The sequence below is a fragment of the Finegoldia magna genome (assembly GCF_002243175.1).
Lineage (GTDB): Bacteria > Bacillota > Clostridia > Tissierellales > Peptoniphilaceae > Finegoldia > Finegoldia magna_J.
In genome coordinates this window covers 304,466-324,429 of sequence record NZ_NDYF01000013.1, presented here as the reverse complement: position 1 = coordinate 324,429, position 19,964 = coordinate 304,466, and the positions used below count along the sequence as shown (strand labels likewise).

Below are 19,964 nucleotides of genomic sequence, written 5' to 3'. Positions count from 1 at the left end.
AATCTTTTAAACGTCTATGAGGTGGTCTTATGAGATATGATGGTAAGATAAGAGAAAAATTAAAGTTAGTAAGACTAAATAATAAAGAAATTGAATACGAATTATCTTACTTATTATCAACGACTCGTAGAACTTTTACAACATTAAAAAAAGTCGAGATAATCAATTATGTGGATGAATACTATTTTAGGGAAAAAAACCAAATTGATTATGATAACTTTTATGATAACTTGATAAATGACATTAATGTTTTTAAGAGCTACAGAGATGATGTAGATATAAATGTAAGAAAAGAAAACGACTTTAATCAGTTTGTTATGTTGGTAATTGCAATTATAGCAATATTAGTTAGTATCATTAACTTTGATAATACTGGTACAATTATTAAAAATCTAATTGCAGCCTTAACACTACTTGTACTTGCAGACTATGTATATTATAGGATTATCACTGGCAGCCATTCAGAAGCAAACAAACTTAAGGTAATCAATAACGTGATATACACACTTGAAACTATCAAGGAAGACATGGATAAGAATGGTAGTGCTAGTATGAAATATACTGAAATGAATAGCAATGTTAATGACTATCAAAGTGATGATATTGTTGATAAAATGAGTACTGAAGTTAAGCGTTTCACTGAAAATGACAAGGACATCTACGATGGACTTAAACTTACGGAAGTAAGAGAAGTGAGAACATACAAGGCTACGAAGAACAAATATAGTCCAAAGGCTATGCATGAGAGAAAAAGACGTTAAGAAAAGTTAACAAGCTAATCTAAGTTCTAAGAAAAAGGGCTTGATTATAGAAAGCGGACTGAAAGGTCTGGAGAAGTAGGCGATGCTGATGAAACCGGAAGGGTTGGCAGGTAGAAGCCTAAGAGAAGAAGTGCCCAGAGGGGCAAGGTTAAGGTAATAATTTGCGAAAAGCAAATGGTTATAAAATAAATATAAAGGAGTTATATTATGAAAAAAGATTTTTATCACTAATCATAGCATTAGCGATGATGGTTGGCGTATTCACCCCATTGTTGACAAGTGCTGACCCGGTAAAAAAAGAAGATGTTGTAGGTGATATCAAAGCTGAAGATCTTCAACCTACAGAACCAGACAAGACAACATTAACTATCCATAAATTAGTTGCTGATAGTTATAATGAAGGTGTTCCTGTTGATCATAATGGTGGTACATTAAGTAAAGACCAATTAGGGAAATTAGGAACAAACGTTAAACCTCTTAAAGGAGTTAAATTTACAATCTATAAGATTGAAAAAGATGAAGACTTCAAAGCTATCCAAGCTGCTAATCCAAAAACAACAGACGCTATGAAAGAATATGTTGATGGTGGAAAAGCTACTTTAGTTAAACAAACAGAAGCAACTGGAGAAGATGGATCTGTTTCAGAACAATTAGAAAAAGGAAATTACTGGGTAGTTGAATCTGAAAGACCTTCATCAGTAACAAGTTCACTTGCAGTTCCATTTGCTATCACTCTTCCACTTCTTAACCAAGTAAAAGTAGGAGAAATTGAAGCAGGAACTCAATATATGAAAAATGTTCATGTATATCCAAAGAACACTTCTGAAAAACCAGAAATGGACAAATACTTTGGTGAACCAGTAGAAGGAACAGAATCAAGTAAATTAACTAAAAACCATACAATGCATCCAGATTATCAAAAATATCTAGAAAAGAAAGAAACAATCGATGCAAGAGTTGGTTCAAAAGTTCCTTATGAAGTAAAAACTTCACTAAAAGCTGGACAAAAATATACAATATTATCATGGTCAGATATTATGACTACAGGTCTTAAATATAATAAGGATCTTAAAATAACTTATAAGGTTAAAGATGCAACAGAAGAAACAACTGTATCAATTACTGCTCCAAGTACAATTACAGATTCTGATTATGGATTTGATGTAGTAATTAAAGATGAAGCAACAATTAAAGCTATTAATGAAGCTTTAGCTAAAGGTGATGTAGAATTTACATTAAAATACACTGCTACATTAACAAATGACGCTGTAGTTGATTTACCAGAATCAAACAACATTACATTTACTCCAGGTGAACCAACACACAAAAATGACCAAGAACCAGTTAACCCAACTAATGGAGAATTAACTGTAACAAAAACTTGGGCTGATGGAACTACACCAGAAAATGTACTAGTAACTTATATCCTATTTGAAGGTAATAGTCCAATAGCTTCCGTAACTTTAAATAAAGGTAAAATTGAATCAAGCAGTCTTCCAAAGGATGTTACTGTAACAAATGATGGCTACAATGTAACATTTAAAGGATTAGACAACAATAAAACTTATAAAATCGAAGAATTTGCAAACGGATATGATCCAGAATACAAAGCTGGAAACGCAGTAACAAATAAAGTTAACCCTGATACAATAACTCCAACTCCACCACAAGTAGAAACTTATGGTAAGAAATTTGTTAAGACTGATGACACAGCTGAAAAGAACAGATTAGCTGGAGCTGAATTCGTTGTTAAAAATGGTACTGGTGAAGGCGCTAAATATTTAGTTGCTAAAACAGGTGATCAAATAGCAAAAGAACAAAAAGCTGTTACAGATGCAAAAATAGCATTAGATACAGCAGTAGAAACATATAATAAATTAGAAAAAACACAACAAACAGATGAAGAAAGAGCAAAAGTAACAGCTGCTCAAAAAGCTTATAACGATGCAGTAAAAGCAGCAGGAAATGTTTATGAATGGGGAGATAAAGCTAAAGCAATAACTCTTGTTTCTGATGGTCAAGGTAGATTCGAAATTACAGGACTTGCAAAAGGAGATTACTATCTTGAAGAAACTAAAGCACCTGAAGGATTTGCAAAATTAACAAGTGATATTAAATTCTCTGTTGATAAAAACACTTATACAACAGGAGATATTAACTATAACCCTGAAACTGCAGAAGCAAAAGATGCATTAAGAGTTGAAAATAAGAACTTAACAATCCCACAAACAGGTGGTATTGGTACTATTATATTCACTGCAATTGGTCTTGCAATAATGGCATCAGCTATTATCGCTATCAAAAAAAGACAAGCAGCAGAAGCTAGATAATAACTAAAAGAAGAGAGGAAAAGCAATTTTCCTTCTTCTAAAAGTGCAAATATGTGAGGTATTTGCACTTTTAGAAGGATAAGATAATGGATATAAATATATATGGAAGGTAATAATATGAAGATTTTAAGAAAAATTTTAATGGTTATGATAATGGTGGCGATGGTGGTGACTAGCACTTCATTTGCTGCGGGTGATTATTCGATAACTGTTACTGTGGATAAGAAACACGGTGATGTTACGGGGAAGATGAGCTTGTGGAAGGTATCCGATAAACAGATTCCCGATTCCGAAAAGGCTACTGTGCTTGGAGATTTGAATAAGTTGTCTGTGGATAATCTGAATTCTACATACAAGACAAAAGCTGATGTAGAGTTTTCCAATAATGAGGCTGTGTTTAAGAATTTGGAAAAGGGTGCGTATTATGTGCGTGACACTTCGGGCATCAAACGTAACAAGGAGATAGCTTCGGTATTGGTTAACCTTCCAGATGATGTGGAGGGTGACAGCAAGAATGTGACTATTCACGCGAAGGAATCTTCTACTAATGTGAGACTTGTGAAGGTGGACGAAAGCGGCAATCCTTTGAAGGGTGCTAAGTTTAAACTTTTGGTAAGACGTGGCAGCGAATACGTTGAGTTGAAGAACAAGGATACTTTGAAAAAAGATGACAAGCTTGAACTATCTCCAAAAGATGACGACAGATCTAAGGTCCAATCTGAAGAAAACGCAGATGAGTCTAAGGACGAAAATTCCAAGTCTGAAAAAAGGGAAGAAAAATCCAAGGAAGAAAAAACTGAGGATAAGGAATCCAAGGATGATAAGTCTAAGGAAGACGACAAATCAAGTGATGAGGGCTTATATATTTCAAATGAATCTGGTGAGATTATAATCAACGATATTAAAAGAGGAGATTATATTTTCAGAGAGGTGGAAGCACCAGCAGGTTATTTGATTAAGAATGTGGACACTAGGTTTACTATTACTGACAAGTCGGTGGAACTTAGGGTTGTGAACAGCAAGACTCCTGACAAGGACAAGGGTAGACACGATTTTATGAAGACTGATGAAGCGAAGAAGCCTTTGGGTGGTGCGATGTTCAAGGTTATGACTAAGAACAAGGATGGAAAGTTTGAGCCTGTGAAGAAGGACGGCAAGGATTATATTGTAACAAGTGCTGACAATGGTAAGTTTGCTGTTGAGGATATGGATTATGGTAAGTATTATTTGGTTGAGATAAAGGCTCCACAAGGTTTCATTTTGTTGAGTGAGCCTGTGGAATTTGAAATCAAAAAACAAGCCGATGACAAGACTATTTCCATTGCTTTCATCACTAATAAGAGTGACACTATTACTAGAAGAAGAACTCCAGGTGGAGATATTACACGCGGTGGTAAGATTCCAAAGACTGGGGATATTAGGTTCTTCATGAGTATGATTGGCGGTGCGATTATGTTCTTCATAGGTAAGTGGATAATTGCGAAGGACGATAAGTTAATAGGAAAGAATATTAAGTAATTCGAAAAATTATTTGGAATATGAATGTAGCATGCCCTCATGCTAGGTGATCTACGATTGTGAGTTGGGTTATTGGCGTGAGGGTTTTGTTTATGTTTGAGGGCTCAAATGTTTTTCGATTTTATTTTTTTAGGGTATAATTGACTTGGAAATCGGTGTTTGAGAAAGGTTATTGTAATGTGGAAGAAGATTAAGCATAATTTTGTGTTTATTTTAATATTTTTGTTGGGATTTGGTGTGATGATGTATCCTGTGATTTCTAGGTTGTATTATAGGGTGGATTCCACAAATCAAGTGAAGGAGTTCGACAAGGCTGTGAAGGGTTTGTCGAAGGAGGAATTGGATAAGAGGTTGGCTTTGGCGAAGGGCTACAATGATTCGTTGAACAATGTTGTGAGCAAGGATCCTTATGACAAGAAGAACCAAGAAGAGGGCAGGAAGGCTTATGCGAGAATGCTTGAGGTGAAGGAGAAGATTGGTCACGTGGAGATTCCGAAGATTAATCAGGATTTGCCGATGTATGCTGGTACGAGCGAGGATGTGTTGCAGATTGGGATTGGTCACTTGGAGGGGACTTCTCTTCCTATTGGTGGGAATAATACTCACGCGGTATTGACTGCGCACAGTGGGCTTCCTACGGCGAAGTTGTTTACGGATTTGAAGATGATGAAGATTGGCGATAAGTTCTACGTTCACAATATTTTCGGGACATTGGCTTATCAGGTGGATCAGATTAAGATTGTGGAGCCGTCTAATTTTAATGATTTGCTGATTGTGAAGGGTCATGATTATTGTACGTTACTTACTTGTACTCCTATTATGATTAATTCGCACAGGCTTTTGGTTAGAGGTCACAGGGTTCCTTATGTTCCGGCTGTGGATGAGGCTCTGATTGCTGATAATAAGGCAAGTTATATTTACAGGTATTTGTTCTATGTTTCTTTGGTTATTATCGCTATTTTGTTGTATTTGATTTATCGTCAACGTAAGGCTAAGAAAAGGTTGAAGGAACTTGATGTAGAGGATAAGCATGAAGAAGTCTAAGTTAAAGGAAAATTTGAAATATGTGTTGATTTTCTTGGTGGGTTTTGCTGTAGCGATGTATCCTCTGATTTCAAGGTTGTATTACAGGATTGAGGCTAACAGTGCGGTGCACGATTTTGATACTACGGCTAAGAAGATTGACAAGAAGGAGATTGACAGGAGGATTAGACTCGCTCAGATTTACAACAAGACTTTGGATCCTAGTAAGCTTGCGGATCCTTATTCTGAGAAGGAAAAGAAGAATGCGATTAGCGAGTATGCGAGAATGCTTGAGGTGAAGGAGAAGATAGGCCACGTTGAGATTCCGAAGATTAATCAGGATTTGCCGATTTACGCTGGTACTAGTGAGGAGGTTTTGCAAAAGGGTGTTGGTCACTTGGAGGGGACGTCCCTTCCTGTTGGTGGCAAGGGTACTCACACTGTGTTGACTGCTCACAGGGGTCTTCCTACGGCGAAGTTGTTTACTGATTTGAACAAGATGAAGAAGGGCGATGTGTTCTACATTCACAATATCAAAGAGGTGTTGGCATACAAGGTTATTGACGTTTTTGTTGTGGAGCCTAGCGATTTCGACAAGGTTTTGGTTGTGGAGGACAAGGATTACTGTACGTTGTTGACTTGCACTCCGTATATGATTAATTCGCACAGGTTGTTGGTGCGTGCTGAGCGTACTGAATACAATCCTGCTGCTGTGGAGAAGGATTTGGTGAGTCAAGTGACTGGTAAGTACAAGATTTATTTGATTATTTCACTGATTATTATCGCGATTTTGTTGTGGTACTATATTAGACAAAGAAGAAGGAAGAAGAATAATGAGATCAAGTAGGAAGTTTGGTTATGTGATTTTGTTTGTGGGGATTGGGATATTGACTTTTTGTTTGAGCAATTTGTCGTATAAGATTGTCACGCAAGATAAAAAGATGGATGATTTTTTGAGGACACAAGGTGAGATGTCGACTGAGCTTTCCGAACGAATCGACAAATACAATTCGAATGTGAATGTGGATGATACGGGTCTTGTGGATCCTTTTAATTCGGAGGATATTGAGCTTGAGAGTAGCAAGGTGATTGATGAGAATGGGATTTTCGGGTATTTGGAGATTCCTAAGATTAATTTCAAGAAGCCGATTTATTTGGGAGCTAGTTACAATCATTTGGCGAAGGGTGTCGGTCAACTTGACGGTACTTCGATTCCTGTGGGTGGTAAGGGCAGGCGTAGTGTGCTTGCGGGCCACAGGGGTTGGTACGGCGATATTATGTTGCTGAAGGTGGGTCAATTGTATTCGAATGATGTGGTGTATGTGCATCATCATGGTAAGACGTTGACGTACAAGGTTGTCGGAAGAGAGTACATCAGTCCGTCGGATTGGGATAGGTTGAAGCCTGTGGAAGGCAAGGATATGCTGACTATATTGTCGTGTGATCCTATGTATCCTCCGTTTACTAGAAGGATTTTGATTAACTGCGTGAGAGTTGATGAGAATTCTGGTAAAACTACGGCTGGTGCTACGAATAAGAAAAATGAGGCACAATTGAACGTGAAGAACGATTCGTCATCAAAGACTGTGGATTATGTTTTGTTGGCGTGTACAATCTTAGCGTGGATTGTGTTGATTGTGAATATTAGAAAGTTTGTGTTGGATATTAGAAGACACAAAGATTAGGAGACTGCGGGTGTGAGCTCGCAGTTTTTTGTGTGGGCGAAATATTGGAATGCATGATTATCTTTTAAAATTGGGTATATATAAGTTGTAAAGATTATGACGGAATGTTTTGTGGAGGTGTAGTTATGACTAAGAAGTCGGTAGCATTGAAAGAGTCAAAAGCATTGGAAGAGTTGGTAAATAAATATAAAGAAAAAATAGAAAACGTAGATAAAATTGATAAATTTCCTGAAAAATATAATCCATGGAGAGAAAAGAATCCAGAGGAAGAGAATACTCAACGTAAAGGAAAAGACATTGATGAATTATTAGATGATTTCTTTGAAGCTTTGAAGAATGATGATAAGGAGTTTTCATGGCTAAAGATAGATGATAAGTTATATAATGAATTAAAGGATAAGAATGGTAAGGCAGCAAGTATTGATTATGGAATTCCGAGTCATGTTAGAGGAGATATTGAAAATGGTACGTTGTTTTTGTGCTTAGTGAATCCGAATATTCAATATAACGGCAGAAAAAACAAAGGTATAACTAGTTTTTATGAGGAAGCAAGGAAATTAGAATCTGACGATCAGTCACTAGAAATCTTAGATAAAAACGGAGATATTTTAAAAACTAAAAAAGAAATAGAGAATTATATTATGAATAAAGAGGCAGAAAGTAGCATACTACATAAAGAATTGGATTCTCTTCATAAAAAAATTAAAAAAGATAAAAAAACGCCAAAAAAGTATTATGGATATTATTTAAGCAGGTATTTTGCACAGATTATTATTTCTTACATGGATAATGAAAAGTCTATTCAACCATTGATGAAAAACTTATCAGATGCTGAATGGAACAAACTAGAAAAAATGTCGAAGAAAATAGTAAATTTAGAAGCTTTTCCTTTTAGAAGCAAACTTCCAGGTTTTTCTAAAAAATTAGATATAAATAACCCTAGCTTTGCTGATTCAATCGTAGATTTGAATTCAGATGTAAGTATGCTAAGTGCAAGGATAATAATATGGAGAATAGTGAAATATTTAAAAGATATTAATGAAGACATTAATACTACAAGACCTATGTTTGTATTTAGAAGATTTAACACGGCGTGGTTACCGTCACTAATTAATGTATTACACGATGATTTAAGTTATACAAAAGGTGATTCCTTAAAATTGATTGACGAATTACATGAAGATTTTTTCTTAACAATTGATAAGAAGAGTTCTAATATGATGAGAGGATATATTGGTAAACGATTATTTAAAAACGATACAATGTTATCTGATGAAGAGTTTGATGAATTTGCAAGAGAAACACTAAAATAATTATTGATTTATTAAATATTTGATTTTACTGTGCATAATACAAAAAACGACTTTCTCTTACGAGTTAGTCGTTTTTAATTTATATCTATTAATTTTTTATCCGAAATATATTCCGAAAAACTGTGCTACTGATGCTAGTATTATGAATATGTGCCATATTGAATGGAAGTATTTGCGTTTTTTAGCGTAGAAGTAGACTCCGATGGAATAGAGTATTCCTCCCGACAATATGAGTATGAAGGAAGGCATTCCAGAGATTTGGATGACTTTTTTCATAAGTAGAACGGACATCCATCCCATTACTACGTAAAGTATGAGTGATTGCTTTTTGTATTTTTCTTGGAGATTTTTCTTGAATATTGTGATTTTGAGGATTATTCCTACTAGCGCTATAAGCCAAACGGCTACGAGAAATCCTACTCTTTGTGCGCCTTGTAACACTCTAACTATTATTGGTGTGAATGTTCCAGCTATGCAGATGAATATTGCAGAGTGGTCAAAATATCTGAGGACTTTTTTTGCTTTGGTGTTGGTGATGGCGTGATATAGTGTGGAGAATAGGAACATCAGCATTAGGCTTACTCCGTAGATTATGTTTGCAATTATGAGTGGAGGGTTGCCTTGAGATTTTATGATTAATAGTACCATGAACGCTATTGCTATTAGAACTCCCACTCCATGTGTTACGGAGTTGAAGATTTCTTCGCCTATTGTGTATCTTTTTTTAGTTTGTTGCATTAATTCCTCCTTGTTTCGTATTAATTAAATTTTATTACTTAAATGTGGTTATTTTATGAGTGTGTGGTTGGTGGGTGATGTGATGATAGAAATGGTAAATGTGTGTGAATTAGGATATAATTGATGTAACGAATGATGAAAAAGAGGGATTTATGAGATATAGATTATATAATGCGAATGATTACGACAGATGTTGTGATTTGTTGAGAGATTCTAATATGAAGTACAGTTTTTCTGAGAAGAGCGATGCGAAATTATTCACAGACATTGTGAAATCGGAGAGTTTCTGTGAGGATTGTACGTTTGTGTTGGAAGATGGCGATGCGATTTGTGGGCTTGTGATGTTCACGAGGTGTCATGTGAGGAAGTTCGATGGGTTGTTGTTGTCGATTTTCTACATTGACGATGAGCATTTGAGTGATGATAATGTGGATTTGCTTGTGGGAAATGCTGTCGATGATGTTATGAGCCTTGGGGTGAAATTTATCTGCGTGATGGGTGAGCCTAGTGTGTTCACGAGGTTTGGTTTCACGAGGGCGAGGGACTACGGGATTTTGTGTCCATTTTATGTTGAGGATGATTATTTCATGGCGAGATGCGAGGATGGTTTCAAGACTCGTGGTGAGTTGAGTTATGCAAGGGAGTTTTTTGAGTAATGAAGATTAGTTTGTGTGCTGTGGAGCAGCGTTTGAATGATAAGGAATTTAATTTGAAGCAGATTGAGAAATACGCAAGAGATGAGGCAGCAAACGGAGCTGATATGTGCGTGTTTGGGGAGAGTTTTCTGCAAGGGTTTGAGTGTTTGAGTTTTGTGTACAAGGATGATGTCGGTGTTCCTGTGACGCAAAATTCGAACGAGATTGCGGAGGTTCGTAGGATTGCGAGGGAGAATGAAGTTGCGATTTCGTTCGGATATATTGAGAATGATCATGGTGCATTTTATTCTTCGCAGATGACTGTGACGAAACGTGGCGAGATTTTGAACAATTACAGGAGAATGAGTCCTGGTTGGAAGGAGCCTTCTGCTTGCAGCGATTACAGGGAAGGCGATAAGTTGTATTTGTACAAGATGGATGGAGTGAGTTTTTCTACGTTGATTTGCGGTGATTTCTGGGATGAGAATTTGTATACTTATATTTCTATGATTGACTCTGATATTTTGTTGTGGCCTGTGTTTGTCGATTTTTCGGTGAAGGACTGGTTTAAGAATGAGTTTGAGGACTACAAGAAACAATCTCAGCTTGTGCCGATGCCGGTTTTATTTGTGAATTCGTTTGTGAATGAGGATGACAGGGCGAAGGGTGGAGCGTGTGTGTTTTACCAAGGGAAGGTTGTTGAGGAATTGGAGCCAGGAGAAGCGGGTGTGTTGAGGTATGAGTTTGTAAGGTGAGGTATTAGAGTTTTTTAGATGGGATGTTGTTAGAGTTAGAGTAGAGAGTTCGTGTGGAGGTAGACAGGGACAGGGTTTTGTTGCTAGAGATACGTTGAGAATTCGTGTAGAGATAGACAGAAACAGGGTTTTTGTTGAAAGATTTACGTTGTTTCAAACCAGAATAAAAGGTTTAACTTCACTCGTCTGGCTTCCAAAAACTGGAAAACTCTAATCTCGAAATCCTAAAATTTGAAGCACGCTTCGCTTACGCGGTCAAATTTTAGCCGGATTTCTGCGATTGAGTTTTCACAATTTTTTCCAGATGACTCGCTTAGTTAAAGCCTTTTATTCTAAAGGAATTTGTGGATAAAAGGTAATTTACAATAATAAAATTTTAACCGTATTAAAATTGAGATGTTTTGATAATAAGCAAAAATTTACATAAAATAATTATAAGAAGGGATGGTGTTTGATGGGTCGTTTTATTGATGAGGAACTTTTGTCTAAGAAGAGGGCTATTGAGCTTTGGGACGAGGGTTTGATTAATAACTTTGAGGTTGGTACTTACAAGGGTTTGCAGGAGATTCACGGGTTTTTGTTTCAAGATATTTTTGAGTTTGCAGGGAAGACTCGTGATGTGAATTTGTCAAAGGGGAATTTCAGGTTTGCAAATTTGTTGTATTTAGAGAGCAATTTGGCGATTATTGAGAGGATGCCTGAGGGGTCTTTTGATGAGATTGTTGAGAAGTATGTGGAGATGAATGTGGCGCATCCTTTCAGGGAAGGTAATGGTCGCGCGACTAGGATTTGGCTGGACTTGATGTTGAAGAAGAATTTGAATGTGTGTGTTGACTGGGCGATGGTGGATAGGGCTGATTATTTGAGTGCTATGGAGAGGTCGCCTGTGAATTCTTTGGAGATTAAGCACTTGTTGAAGAATGCTTTGACGGACAAGGTTGATGACAGGGGTGTTTATTTGCGTGGTATTCAACAGTCATATGTGTATGAGGATTTGGATCGATATGATATTGAGGATATAGAGGAGTAAGGGATTAAGGTGTGAGTGTTCGTTTGATGGTAGACAGGGACAGGGTTTTGGTTGCAGGAAATACTTGGTTTCAAACCAGAATAAAAGGTTTAACTTCGCTCCTCTGGCTTCCAAAAACTGGAAAACTCTAATCTCGAAATCCTAAAATTTGAAGCACGATTCGCTTACGCGGTCAAATTTTGGCCGAATTTCTGCGATTGAGTTTTCACAATTTTCTCCAGATGACTCGCTTAGTTAAAGCCTTTTATTCTAAAGGAATTTACGGATAAACTGATGGTTTTCGCATTACATGGTGTAAAAATTCGTGAGGTGCATTGAAAAGTGTAGGTAATGTTGTGTAGGAGCGGTTTTGCTCGAATATCTGGTCTACAGAAATTTGTGATTTCTAAATCTTGGTCTCCTAAAATTTGAAGCTCGTGCTCCGCACTCAAGCGGTCAAATTTTAGCTGGAGCCCTTCGATTTGAAATCAGCAAAATTTCTTCCGAATGATATTCTTCGCGAAAACTCGCTTCCTGCGTTAGGTTTTCTGACTAAATAGTATAGGTTTATTTCAAAAAAAATAGCAGATGCTTATCATCATAATAAATCTAATAGATTTGTTTTAATTATGATGTTCCATCAGCTATTTTAAAATAAGTCTTAAGTTGTTTATCTATAAATCGAATATTTTTGTCATAGAATTTTTTAGCTTTTCAATATCTTCATCATCTAGTTTATAAACGATGTCTCCATATACTCTATGCATAGAAACTTCTCTTATTTTATTAACCATTGCGAATGCTTTTTCTTTACTTGGATTATTTTGATATTTTTTACAATCAATTGTGAAACCACCTCTGTATTTTTTTCCAGATTTTTTACTAGTAATTGGTACAACTACAAATGTTTTGTGATCCTTATTAAATACAGTGACCGCTATAGCGTAATGTTTTCCTGACAATTCCCCACCTCTACTATGAGAAAAGTCAATTAAGTACACTCCAAATTTTTCTATATCCATCTTTATTTCTGTGCCTTTGCAAAAAATTAGGTGCGCCACAATGGCACACCTTCGGTCAACCTTAACGAGTAAGGCTTTTTCTCCTTTATAACCGTATCCTTAACGAATAAGGCTTTTGGTAAATTTATTATACCATTAATTTTAAAAATTAACAAGTAATTTTAAGGATATAGAAGGTAAAATTTACATATCTCTAAACGAGAAGAAAAGCAGATTTCTACAATTGCTGTAGAATATCATCTGGAGAAAATAAGTATAAATCCAAGCGAAATGAACCGTTAAGAAATCTCACTCGTGCCAGAGCGGAGCTCGCACTTGAGATTTTAGGGTCATGAGCTTAGGATTTATTTATTTTCGTAAGCTAGATATTCGGGCAATTGTAGTTTTCTGCTTTGTTTTAAGTTATGATGTGTTGGAAATTTTGTTGACAAAAAAATTAGGCACACTGTGTAGTACGCCTTGGTATAACCTAAAAATAGGTTTCCGTATCCTTAACTTATAAGGCTTTTGGTGAGTTTATTATACCACAAAATCAAAAAAAAGAAGCTGTTTGTCAGCTTCTTTCCTCATTTTCTTAGAATTTGTTTACTAGATTTTCCAATGTTTCTAATTTGATTTGTGGATTCCATTCTGCTCCACTATCTTCTAGTTGTTTGATGTATGCTTGTTTGTCTTCTTTATAGTAGTCGATTGTGTTTTTCAATGCTTTGACTGCCATTTTGAAGTTTTCTGTGTCTTTTACTTCTGAGACTTTTTTGATGAAGTATTGTTGTGATTGTTCTGGTTTTGTTTCTAGGAATTCGCATCTATTAACTATTTCTGTGAATAGTCTGTCCATTTTAAGTGATGCACCTGCTGTTCCTATTTCGTATTTTTCTAATCTTTCGACGAATTCATCTATTGTAGCTTTTTCATCATCTGTAAGTTGTTGGTCGTCTTTTTGTGTATCTTCTTTTTTGTCTGTGTTTTCTTTTTTATCTTCTTTTTGTTCTTCTTTTTTGTCAGTGTCTTCTTTTTTGTTTTCTTGTGTGTCAGCTGCTGTATCTTTTTTGCTGTCTTCAGCTGTTGATGTTGTTGTATCAGGTTTAGTTAATGATTGTTCGCTGCTGCAGCTTGATAATGACACTGAAGCGATTAATGCAAGTAATAATCCAAATTTTTTAATGTTTTTCATAAAATCCTCCTCCGATTTCCTTATATATATTATACCACTATTTCGATTTTCCAATCAGGAGAATGTCTACAATATAGCTACAATTATAGGGAAATTCCGATTAATATTGTGATGATGACAAGTGTTATGATGTGTAGGACGATGTCCAGATAAATTGCGGCCAATAATTCTATGAGGTAGGTGTTGATTTTGGAGTTGAGATTGGACTCTGCTGGTACGACTGTCCAATTGACTTTCATTTTGTTGCAGATGAGTTTGGTTCTGAATGCGTGGAAGTTGTTGGTGATGACGCAGACTTTTTTGTCATCGCATTTTGTATCTTGTTGTCGTATGAGATTTTTTACGTATTGGATGTTTTGCATGGTGTTCATGGCGAGTTTTTCCAATAAAATGTCTGTGTCTTGGATGTTGTTTTGGACGGCGAAGTTTTTCATGGCGACTGATTCTTCGATGTCTCCGTTTGATTTGCCGCCGGAAAATATCATGATGCTTTTGTTGGTTCTGTAATATGCAAATGATGTGAACATTCTTTGTTTGATGAGTTCGGACAGTTCGATTCCTTTCATGGAGCCTCCGAGGACTACGATGTAGTCGAAATCTGTGTCGATTTTTTGGTATTTGATTATGAGATTTCCAAGTAGATGCGATAATACCATCAAACTTAAGTACAAATTCATTCCTATTATGTATTTGTAAAGGTCAAATATTTTGAACAGGTTGACTATTATCATTGCGATGTAGAGGATACTTGACGTCAAGTGTAGCGCGATGTTTGATTTTACTTTTGCTTTTTGGTAGAGTCTGTAGGATATTATCGTAAGGATAAATAAATTTGTTATAATGTTGATTGCTATGATTATGTTCAAGATTATATTTGAACGTGGCGCAAATATTATTCCGATCGTACTTATTGCGAACAAAACGATGCTTGTCGCTGCGAACATACTTATGAAGTTGTCTGTGGCTGCGATTATTAGTAGTATCGCAGATATGAGTAGTAGTGCGTACATGTGTATTCCTTTCACGAAAAATTATATCACACATTGTGGGTTTGTTTGATGGTATAATTGTATTAAGAAGGGGGCGTTTATGAGAGGATTAGTGTTGGAAGGCGGCGGAGCTAAGGGCTGTTATCAGATTGGTGCTTACAAGGCTTTGGTGGAAATGGGCATTACGTTTGATTATGTTGTGGGGACTTCGATTGGAGCTATTAATGCGGCTATGATTTGTCAGGGCGATTGGGAGATTGCGTACAAATTGTGGGAGAATTTGACTTACGATGATGTGATTAGTTGCAAGGACAATGATGTCAATTCTATTATGAAGGAGAATCTGACGTTGGAAAATGCAAGGGACAAGCTAGGCTTGGCGAAGGATTTTTTCGATAACAAGGGTTTCGGGGTGGAGCCTTTGAATGAGTTGTTGAGCAAAAATATCGATGAGAAGAGAGTTCGTGAATCTAAGATGAAGTTCGGGCTGAATACTGTTGATGTGGAAAACAGGAAGGTTTTGAATTTGTTTATTGACGATATTCCACAAGGTCATTTGCGTGATTATTTGCGTGCGAGTTCCAATTTGTTAGTGTTTAAGCAAGAAAAATTGGACGGGAAGAAGTTGATTGACGGTGGATATATGGAGAATAATCCGTACAAGATGATTGATGATGTGTGCGATGAGATTGTGCTTGTGTCGTTGAAGCCGTATTTGTTGACGAATAAATTGAAGAGAAATCCCAAATACACGATTATTAAAACGTGGGACGGGGATTTTCCAAAAGTTTTGGAGTTTGAGAAGGAAAAGATGCGATACGGGTTGAAGCTTGGATATGATGATACGATGAAGGTGTATGCGGATTTGAAAAAAGAAAATTTGTAGAATTATTGGAAAATATGTTGAAATTTTGAAAATTTTGTTGGAAAAAATTTTAGTTAGTTGTATAATATTTAATATAGAGAATTTTTAGAGAGAAGGAGGTCTGAATAATGAGCATTAAAATTAATAATGAAGTAGTTGAAATGATGCTATATTTCTGGCAATCAGCGTCAGAAGGTCAAAAGGTTGCTGAATCTTTTATCATTGATGTGGCTAATAGAGACGAAATGAAATTAATATACAATGACAAATTTGATGAGGAAGCTGTAAGAAGAGTTTTGTCATCTATTACAAACAAAGAGCTTTTGAATGGTGGAAGTCCTGAAGAAAAAAGATTCTGGAACAACAACATGTGGATGATGGAAGATATGGGTGTGGTTGAAGCCATGGTTGACCCTATCAAACATTTGAACCTTGATGATGTTGAAACAGACAAGAAGGAATTGATTTTCGTTCCAGGTCATATTGAAGAACACTATGATTTGGGAGACAAATTAGTTGTGAACTTCTTCAAGGTATCTGTGGATATTTTTGGTGGCACAGGTGCTGTTACTATGGATGGAGAAGATTTCAGAGAACACATCATTAAATTATTGCAAAAATAGAATTTGCTATTTGGGGCTCTTTATGAGCCCTATTTTTTATTGCAAAAGTAAAGGAGTAAGTATGTTAAAAAGGTATAAGTGGTTTATTGATTACTACAAGAAAAGCTACATAATCGCAATTATCGCACTTATTTTTGATTATGCGTTCAAGTTGATTTTGCCGTACATGATTGGTAATGTGGCGGACAATATTTTCAACAGGAATGTGACAGCTGAAAACTTGAAGATTAATTTGGGAATTTGCTTGGTTGCAAGTGTGTTGTGTTATGTGGTTAGCGTTGTGTGGAATTTGAATGTGTTTAGGGGCGATGACACGATTAGGTATTTGGTGACTACAAGGTTGTACGACAAATATTTGAAGCAATCGCCGGAGTTTTTCGAGAAGAATTCCACGGGGTCTTTGATGGGGAAGGCTACAAATGATCCGTACGCTTTGGGAGATTTTGCGGGATATGGTCTGATGAGTTTGTTTGATTCGACTTTTTATCCAATTTTGATCGTTATCGTTATGATCGTGACGACGGATTTCAGGTTGACTTTGTTGAGCGTTCTTCCACTTCCAATTTTGGTTGTTGTGAGTAATAAAATCGGCAATAAATTGAATACGACTTTTGAAGAGTCGCAAAAATCGTTTGATAAGATGAACGATCAGACGTTGGAAACTGTGAGTGGTGTGCGTGTGGTTCGTGCAAATAATTTGAAGGATTTTCAAAGAAAGAAGTTCCAAGACAGGGCAGATGATTTGTACGAAAAAAACATGGCGACTGCAAAATTAATCGCGTGGTATGGCCCCATCCAAAAACCAATAGAGGTTATGACTTATGTGTTGGCGATTTCTTACGGAACTTATTTGATACGAACTGGCAGCATTACTGTGGGAAGATTGATGAGTTTTATGTTTTATTTGAATTTGTTGATTTGGCCGATGATTGGCATGGGCGATTTCATCAGCGTGAAGAAACAAGCCGATGCGAGTATGGACAGAATTCAAGAGGTGTGGGATTACAAGGAAGACATTGTGAATAAACCTGATGCAGTGGATTTGAAGGAAAATCCTACGATTGAGTTTAGGAATTTATCGTTCAAATATCCGACTTCGAAGGAGAATGTTCTGAGTGATATCAATTTTTGCGTAAAACCTGGGAAAACTTTAGGAGTTTTGGGGAAAACTGGAAGCGGCAAGACAACTTTGTTGAAGCAATTTCTGAGATTTTACGATGTGGAAGATGGCGAGATACTTCTGAATGACAGAAACTTGACCGATTATACTGTCGAATCAGTCAGAGAAAGAATGGGATATGTTCCACAAAACCACATGATTTTCTCGAAGACTATCGGCGAAAATATCAAGCTTACTAATAAGAATGCAACGGACGAAGAATTGATGGAAGCTATACGAATGAGCGATTTTGAGAAGGATTTGGATAAGCTTGTGAATGGAGCGGACACGTTGTGTGGAGAAAAGGGAATTAGTTTGTCGGGAGGTCAAAAACAAAGGATTGCGTTGTCGAGGGCGTTGATAAAAGATCCGGATATTTTGATTATGGACGACTGTATGAGCGCTGTGGACGGAACGACGGAGAAGAATATTTTGGATAATTTCAGAAAAATTCGCTCCGGCAAGACGAATATCATCGCGACTCACAGGATTAGCCAAGTGAAGGATGCAGATGAGATTATCGTGCTTGAAAATGGCAAAATAGTTGAAAGAGGTAATCACGACTCTTTGATGAAACAAGATGGTTGGTACAAGGAGCAATATTTGAGACAGACAGTGGAGAGTGCATATGAAAAAGAGTGTGACGAATAGAATTATAAAATACTCCCTAAACGAGAAGAAAAACTTGGCGATAGGGATGGTGTTTACGGTGTTGATGACTGTGTTCGAGATTATCGGGCCAATTATACTTGCGTATATCATCAACAATTTACTTACAGGAGAAAAGCTGGCATACAATATTAGAAAATTAGCGCTTGTGTTGTGCTTGTATGCTGTGGTTTTCTTCGTGGATTCGTTGTGGAAATACAATTCTACGGTGTATTTGGAGAAGACTGCGAACAAAATCGCGCGTAGAATGCAAATGGATGTGTACGATCACATTCAAAAAATGCCGATATCATTTTACGATAATTTACCAGCTGGAAAAGTTGTCAGCAGAATTACGAACGATACGAAAACTGTGAAGAGTTTCTACCAAATGGTGTTGGCACAGCTTATGGTTAGCGTAATCGTGAGTATATTCATGATTGCGATGGTGCTTATAACTGACACGAAAATAGGAATAATTGTGTGTTTGTTCTTCCCAATTATGTTTTATATTTTCAGAAAATTTCTGCAAAAATCACGCTTTGCATTTACAAATATGAGAAAATACATCAGCGAGGAGAATGCGAAAATCAACGAGACGATTGGCAATATCGAGATAATCAAGGCGTTTAATTTGGAAGATGATTTCAGCAAGGATTATGAATCTTCTGCAAAAAATGTCTACGATTACGGGTATATGGTGACGAAGGCTTACGGTACGATGAGCTACAATGTGTCTGAACTTCTTCGAAACTTTGCCAACATTACGATACTTGGACTTTACGCATACAATGTTTTGACAGGAAATACTGATGTTAAGTTGGGTAGTATGTATTTGACGATGGAATACACGACTAGGACTTTCTCGTACATCAGCAACTGCGTACAGAGAATGGGCTCGTTGGAGCAATCGTTCAGTGCAGCAGAGCATGTGTTTGAATTGTTGGACACTGAGGTTGAGGAGTTTCCAGAACGAGAAATTGGCGATATCAAGGGCGATGTTAAGTTTGAAAATGTGGATTTTTCGTATATTGAAAACGAACCTGTACTAAAAGATTTGTCGCTCGATATAAAAAGTGGAGAGAGTGTTGCATTCGTAGGATTTACTGGAAGTGGCAAGACTACGATAATCAATTTGCTTTTAGGATTTTACAAACCTCAACGAGGCGTAATCAAAATCGACGGCAAGAACTTTAACGACTACAGCGTGGATTCTATTAGAAAGAATATTTCGCTGGTGCCACAAGATCCGGTGCTTTTTATGGGAGATGTGAAGAGTAACATAAGGCTCGACAAGGATTTTACAGATGAGGAAGTCGAGAATGCGTTGAGGGATATCGGTGCGGACAGGTTGATAGATTTCAGAAATGGACTTGACGAGGAAGTCAAGGACAACGGAGCGAGTTTCTCAGCAGGTGAAAAACAACTTATAGCATTTGCGAGAAGTTACATCACCAATCCGAAGATTCTGATTTTGGACGAGGCGACGGCAAATATCGACACGCAAACGGAGTCGGTGATTCAATACGCAATCGACAAATTGAAACAAAACAGGACTACTTTTATAATTGCGCACAGATTGTCCACGATTAAAAATGTGGATTGCATTTATGTGTTGGACAAGGGCGTTATTGTGGAAAAAGGAACGCACGAAGAATTGTTGGCAAATGGCAAGATTTACACGAGAATGTATCGTGAACAAAACAAGAAGGGCTAA

At 36.7% G+C, this 19,964-nt stretch carries 18 protein-coding genes; 14 read left to right on the top strand and 4 right to left on the bottom strand.

From position 1 onward, the window contains the following. The first annotated feature begins 29 nt into the window (after window positions 1–29). The 7 genes from B9N53_RS06695 to B9N53_RS06665 all read left to right on the top strand — a co-directional run bounded on the left by B9N53_RS06695 (window position 30) and on the right by B9N53_RS06665 (window position 8,630). Window positions 30–761 carry a hypothetical protein gene (locus B9N53_RS06695; protein WP_094204244.1) on the top strand — a complete coding sequence of 244 codons (732 nt, stop codon included), beginning with the start codon at window positions 30–32 and terminating at the stop codon, window positions 759–761. Window positions 762–922: 161 nt separating this feature from the next. Further along, the gene (locus B9N53_RS06690; protein WP_094204243.1) at window positions 923–3,091 is read left to right on the top strand and encodes a pilin N-terminal domain-containing protein; all 2,169 of its coding nucleotides are present in this window, start codon (window positions 923–925) and stop codon (window positions 3,089–3,091) included. A 117-nt stretch (window positions 3,092–3,208) separates the two neighbouring features. Next, the gene (locus tag B9N53_RS06685) at window positions 3,209–4,609 is read left to right on the top strand and encodes an MSCRAMM family protein (RefSeq protein ID WP_094204242.1); all 1,401 of its coding nucleotides are present in this window, start codon (window positions 3,209–3,211) and stop codon (window positions 4,607–4,609) included. A 177-nt stretch (window positions 4,610–4,786) separates the two neighbouring features. Beyond that, a complete protein-coding gene (locus B9N53_RS06680; protein ID WP_002840364.1) occupies window positions 4,787–5,653 on the top strand; it encodes a class C sortase in 867 nt (288 codons plus the stop codon). Beyond that, window positions 5,640–6,479, top strand: coding sequence for a class C sortase (locus B9N53_RS06675; RefSeq protein WP_094204241.1), 840 nt, complete (start codon window positions 5,640–5,642; stop codon window positions 6,477–6,479). Before B9N53_RS06680 ends, B9N53_RS06675 begins: the two co-directional genes overlap by 14 nt. Then, window positions 6,466–7,317, top strand: a complete 852-nt coding sequence (locus B9N53_RS06670; protein ID WP_094204240.1) for a class C sortase — start codon at window positions 6,466–6,468, stop codon at window positions 7,315–7,317. The genes B9N53_RS06675 and B9N53_RS06670 overlap by 14 nt, the downstream gene beginning before the upstream one ends. Window positions 7,318–7,442: 125 nt before the next feature. Further along, window positions 7,443–8,630 carry a hypothetical protein gene (locus B9N53_RS06665; RefSeq protein WP_094204239.1) on the top strand — a complete coding sequence of 396 codons (1,188 nt, stop codon included), beginning with the start codon at window positions 7,443–7,445 and terminating at the stop codon, window positions 8,628–8,630. Window positions 8,631–8,726: 96 nt separating this feature from the next. Here B9N53_RS06665 and trhA read toward each other — a convergent pair whose 3' ends face one another. Continuing rightward, window positions 8,727–9,368 (bottom strand): PAQR family membrane homeostasis protein TrhA, encoded by a 642-nt coding sequence (gene trhA / locus B9N53_RS06660; RefSeq protein WP_094204238.1) that lies wholly within the window; start codon window positions 9,366–9,368, stop codon window positions 8,727–8,729. A 152-nt stretch (window positions 9,369–9,520) separates the two neighbouring features. Between trhA and B9N53_RS06655 the strand changes: the two genes are divergently transcribed. The 3 genes from B9N53_RS06655 to fic all read left to right on the top strand — a co-directional run bounded on the left by B9N53_RS06655 (window position 9,521) and on the right by fic (window position 11,788). Next, a complete protein-coding gene (locus B9N53_RS06655) occupies window positions 9,521–10,024 on the top strand; it encodes a GNAT family N-acetyltransferase (protein ID WP_094204237.1) in 504 nt (167 codons plus the stop codon). After that, entirely contained in the window at window positions 10,024–10,758 is a 735-nt protein-coding gene (locus tag B9N53_RS06650; RefSeq protein ID WP_094204236.1) for a carbon-nitrogen hydrolase family protein, read from the top strand. Before B9N53_RS06655 ends, B9N53_RS06650 begins: the two co-directional genes overlap by 1 nt. Before the next feature lie 454 nt (window positions 10,759–11,212). After that, window positions 11,213–11,788, top strand: a complete 576-nt coding sequence (gene fic / locus B9N53_RS06645; protein ID WP_094204235.1) for a protein adenylyltransferase Fic — start codon at window positions 11,213–11,215, stop codon at window positions 11,786–11,788. Window positions 11,789–12,441: 653 nt separating this feature from the next. On the opposite strand, the gene B9N53_RS06640 is transcribed toward fic, so the two are convergent. The 3 genes from B9N53_RS06640 to B9N53_RS06630 all read right to left on the bottom strand — a co-directional run bounded on the left by B9N53_RS06640 (window position 12,442) and on the right by B9N53_RS06630 (window position 14,973). Continuing rightward, the gene (locus tag B9N53_RS06640) at window positions 12,442–12,789 is read right to left on the bottom strand and encodes a type II toxin-antitoxin system PemK/MazF family toxin (RefSeq protein ID WP_094204252.1); all 348 of its coding nucleotides are present in this window, start codon (window positions 12,787–12,789) and stop codon (window positions 12,442–12,444) included. Between the two features lie 574 nt (window positions 12,790–13,363). Next, window positions 13,364–13,963, bottom strand: a complete 600-nt coding sequence (locus tag B9N53_RS06635) for a hypothetical protein (protein WP_094204234.1) — start codon at window positions 13,961–13,963, stop codon at window positions 13,364–13,366. Window positions 13,964–14,046: 83 nt separating this feature from the next. Next, window positions 14,047–14,973, bottom strand: coding sequence for a YdcF family protein (locus tag B9N53_RS06630; RefSeq protein ID WP_094204233.1), 927 nt, complete (start codon window positions 14,971–14,973; stop codon window positions 14,047–14,049). A gap of 79 nt (window positions 14,974–15,052) precedes the next feature. Here B9N53_RS06630 and B9N53_RS06625 point away from each other — a divergent pair, with 79 nt between their 5' ends. The 4 genes from B9N53_RS06625 (at window position 15,053) to B9N53_RS06610 (ending at window position 19,964) form a co-directional block, all read left to right on the top strand. Continuing rightward, complete coding sequence (locus B9N53_RS06625; protein WP_094204232.1) at window positions 15,053–15,838, top strand: patatin-like phospholipase family protein; 786 nt, start codon at window positions 15,053–15,055, stop codon at window positions 15,836–15,838. 107 nt (window positions 15,839–15,945) lie between these two features. Further along, window positions 15,946–16,440, top strand: coding sequence for a hypothetical protein (locus B9N53_RS06620; protein ID WP_094204231.1), 495 nt, complete (start codon window positions 15,946–15,948; stop codon window positions 16,438–16,440). A 61-nt stretch (window positions 16,441–16,501) separates the two neighbouring features. Further along, window positions 16,502–18,250 carry an ABC transporter ATP-binding protein gene (locus B9N53_RS06615; RefSeq protein WP_094204230.1) on the top strand — a complete coding sequence of 583 codons (1,749 nt, stop codon included), beginning with the start codon at window positions 16,502–16,504 and terminating at the stop codon, window positions 18,248–18,250. After that, the gene (locus B9N53_RS06610; RefSeq protein ID WP_094204229.1) at window positions 18,228–19,964 is read left to right on the top strand and encodes an ABC transporter ATP-binding protein; all 1,737 of its coding nucleotides are present in this window, start codon (window positions 18,228–18,230) and stop codon (window positions 19,962–19,964) included. Before B9N53_RS06615 ends, B9N53_RS06610 begins: the two co-directional genes overlap by 23 nt.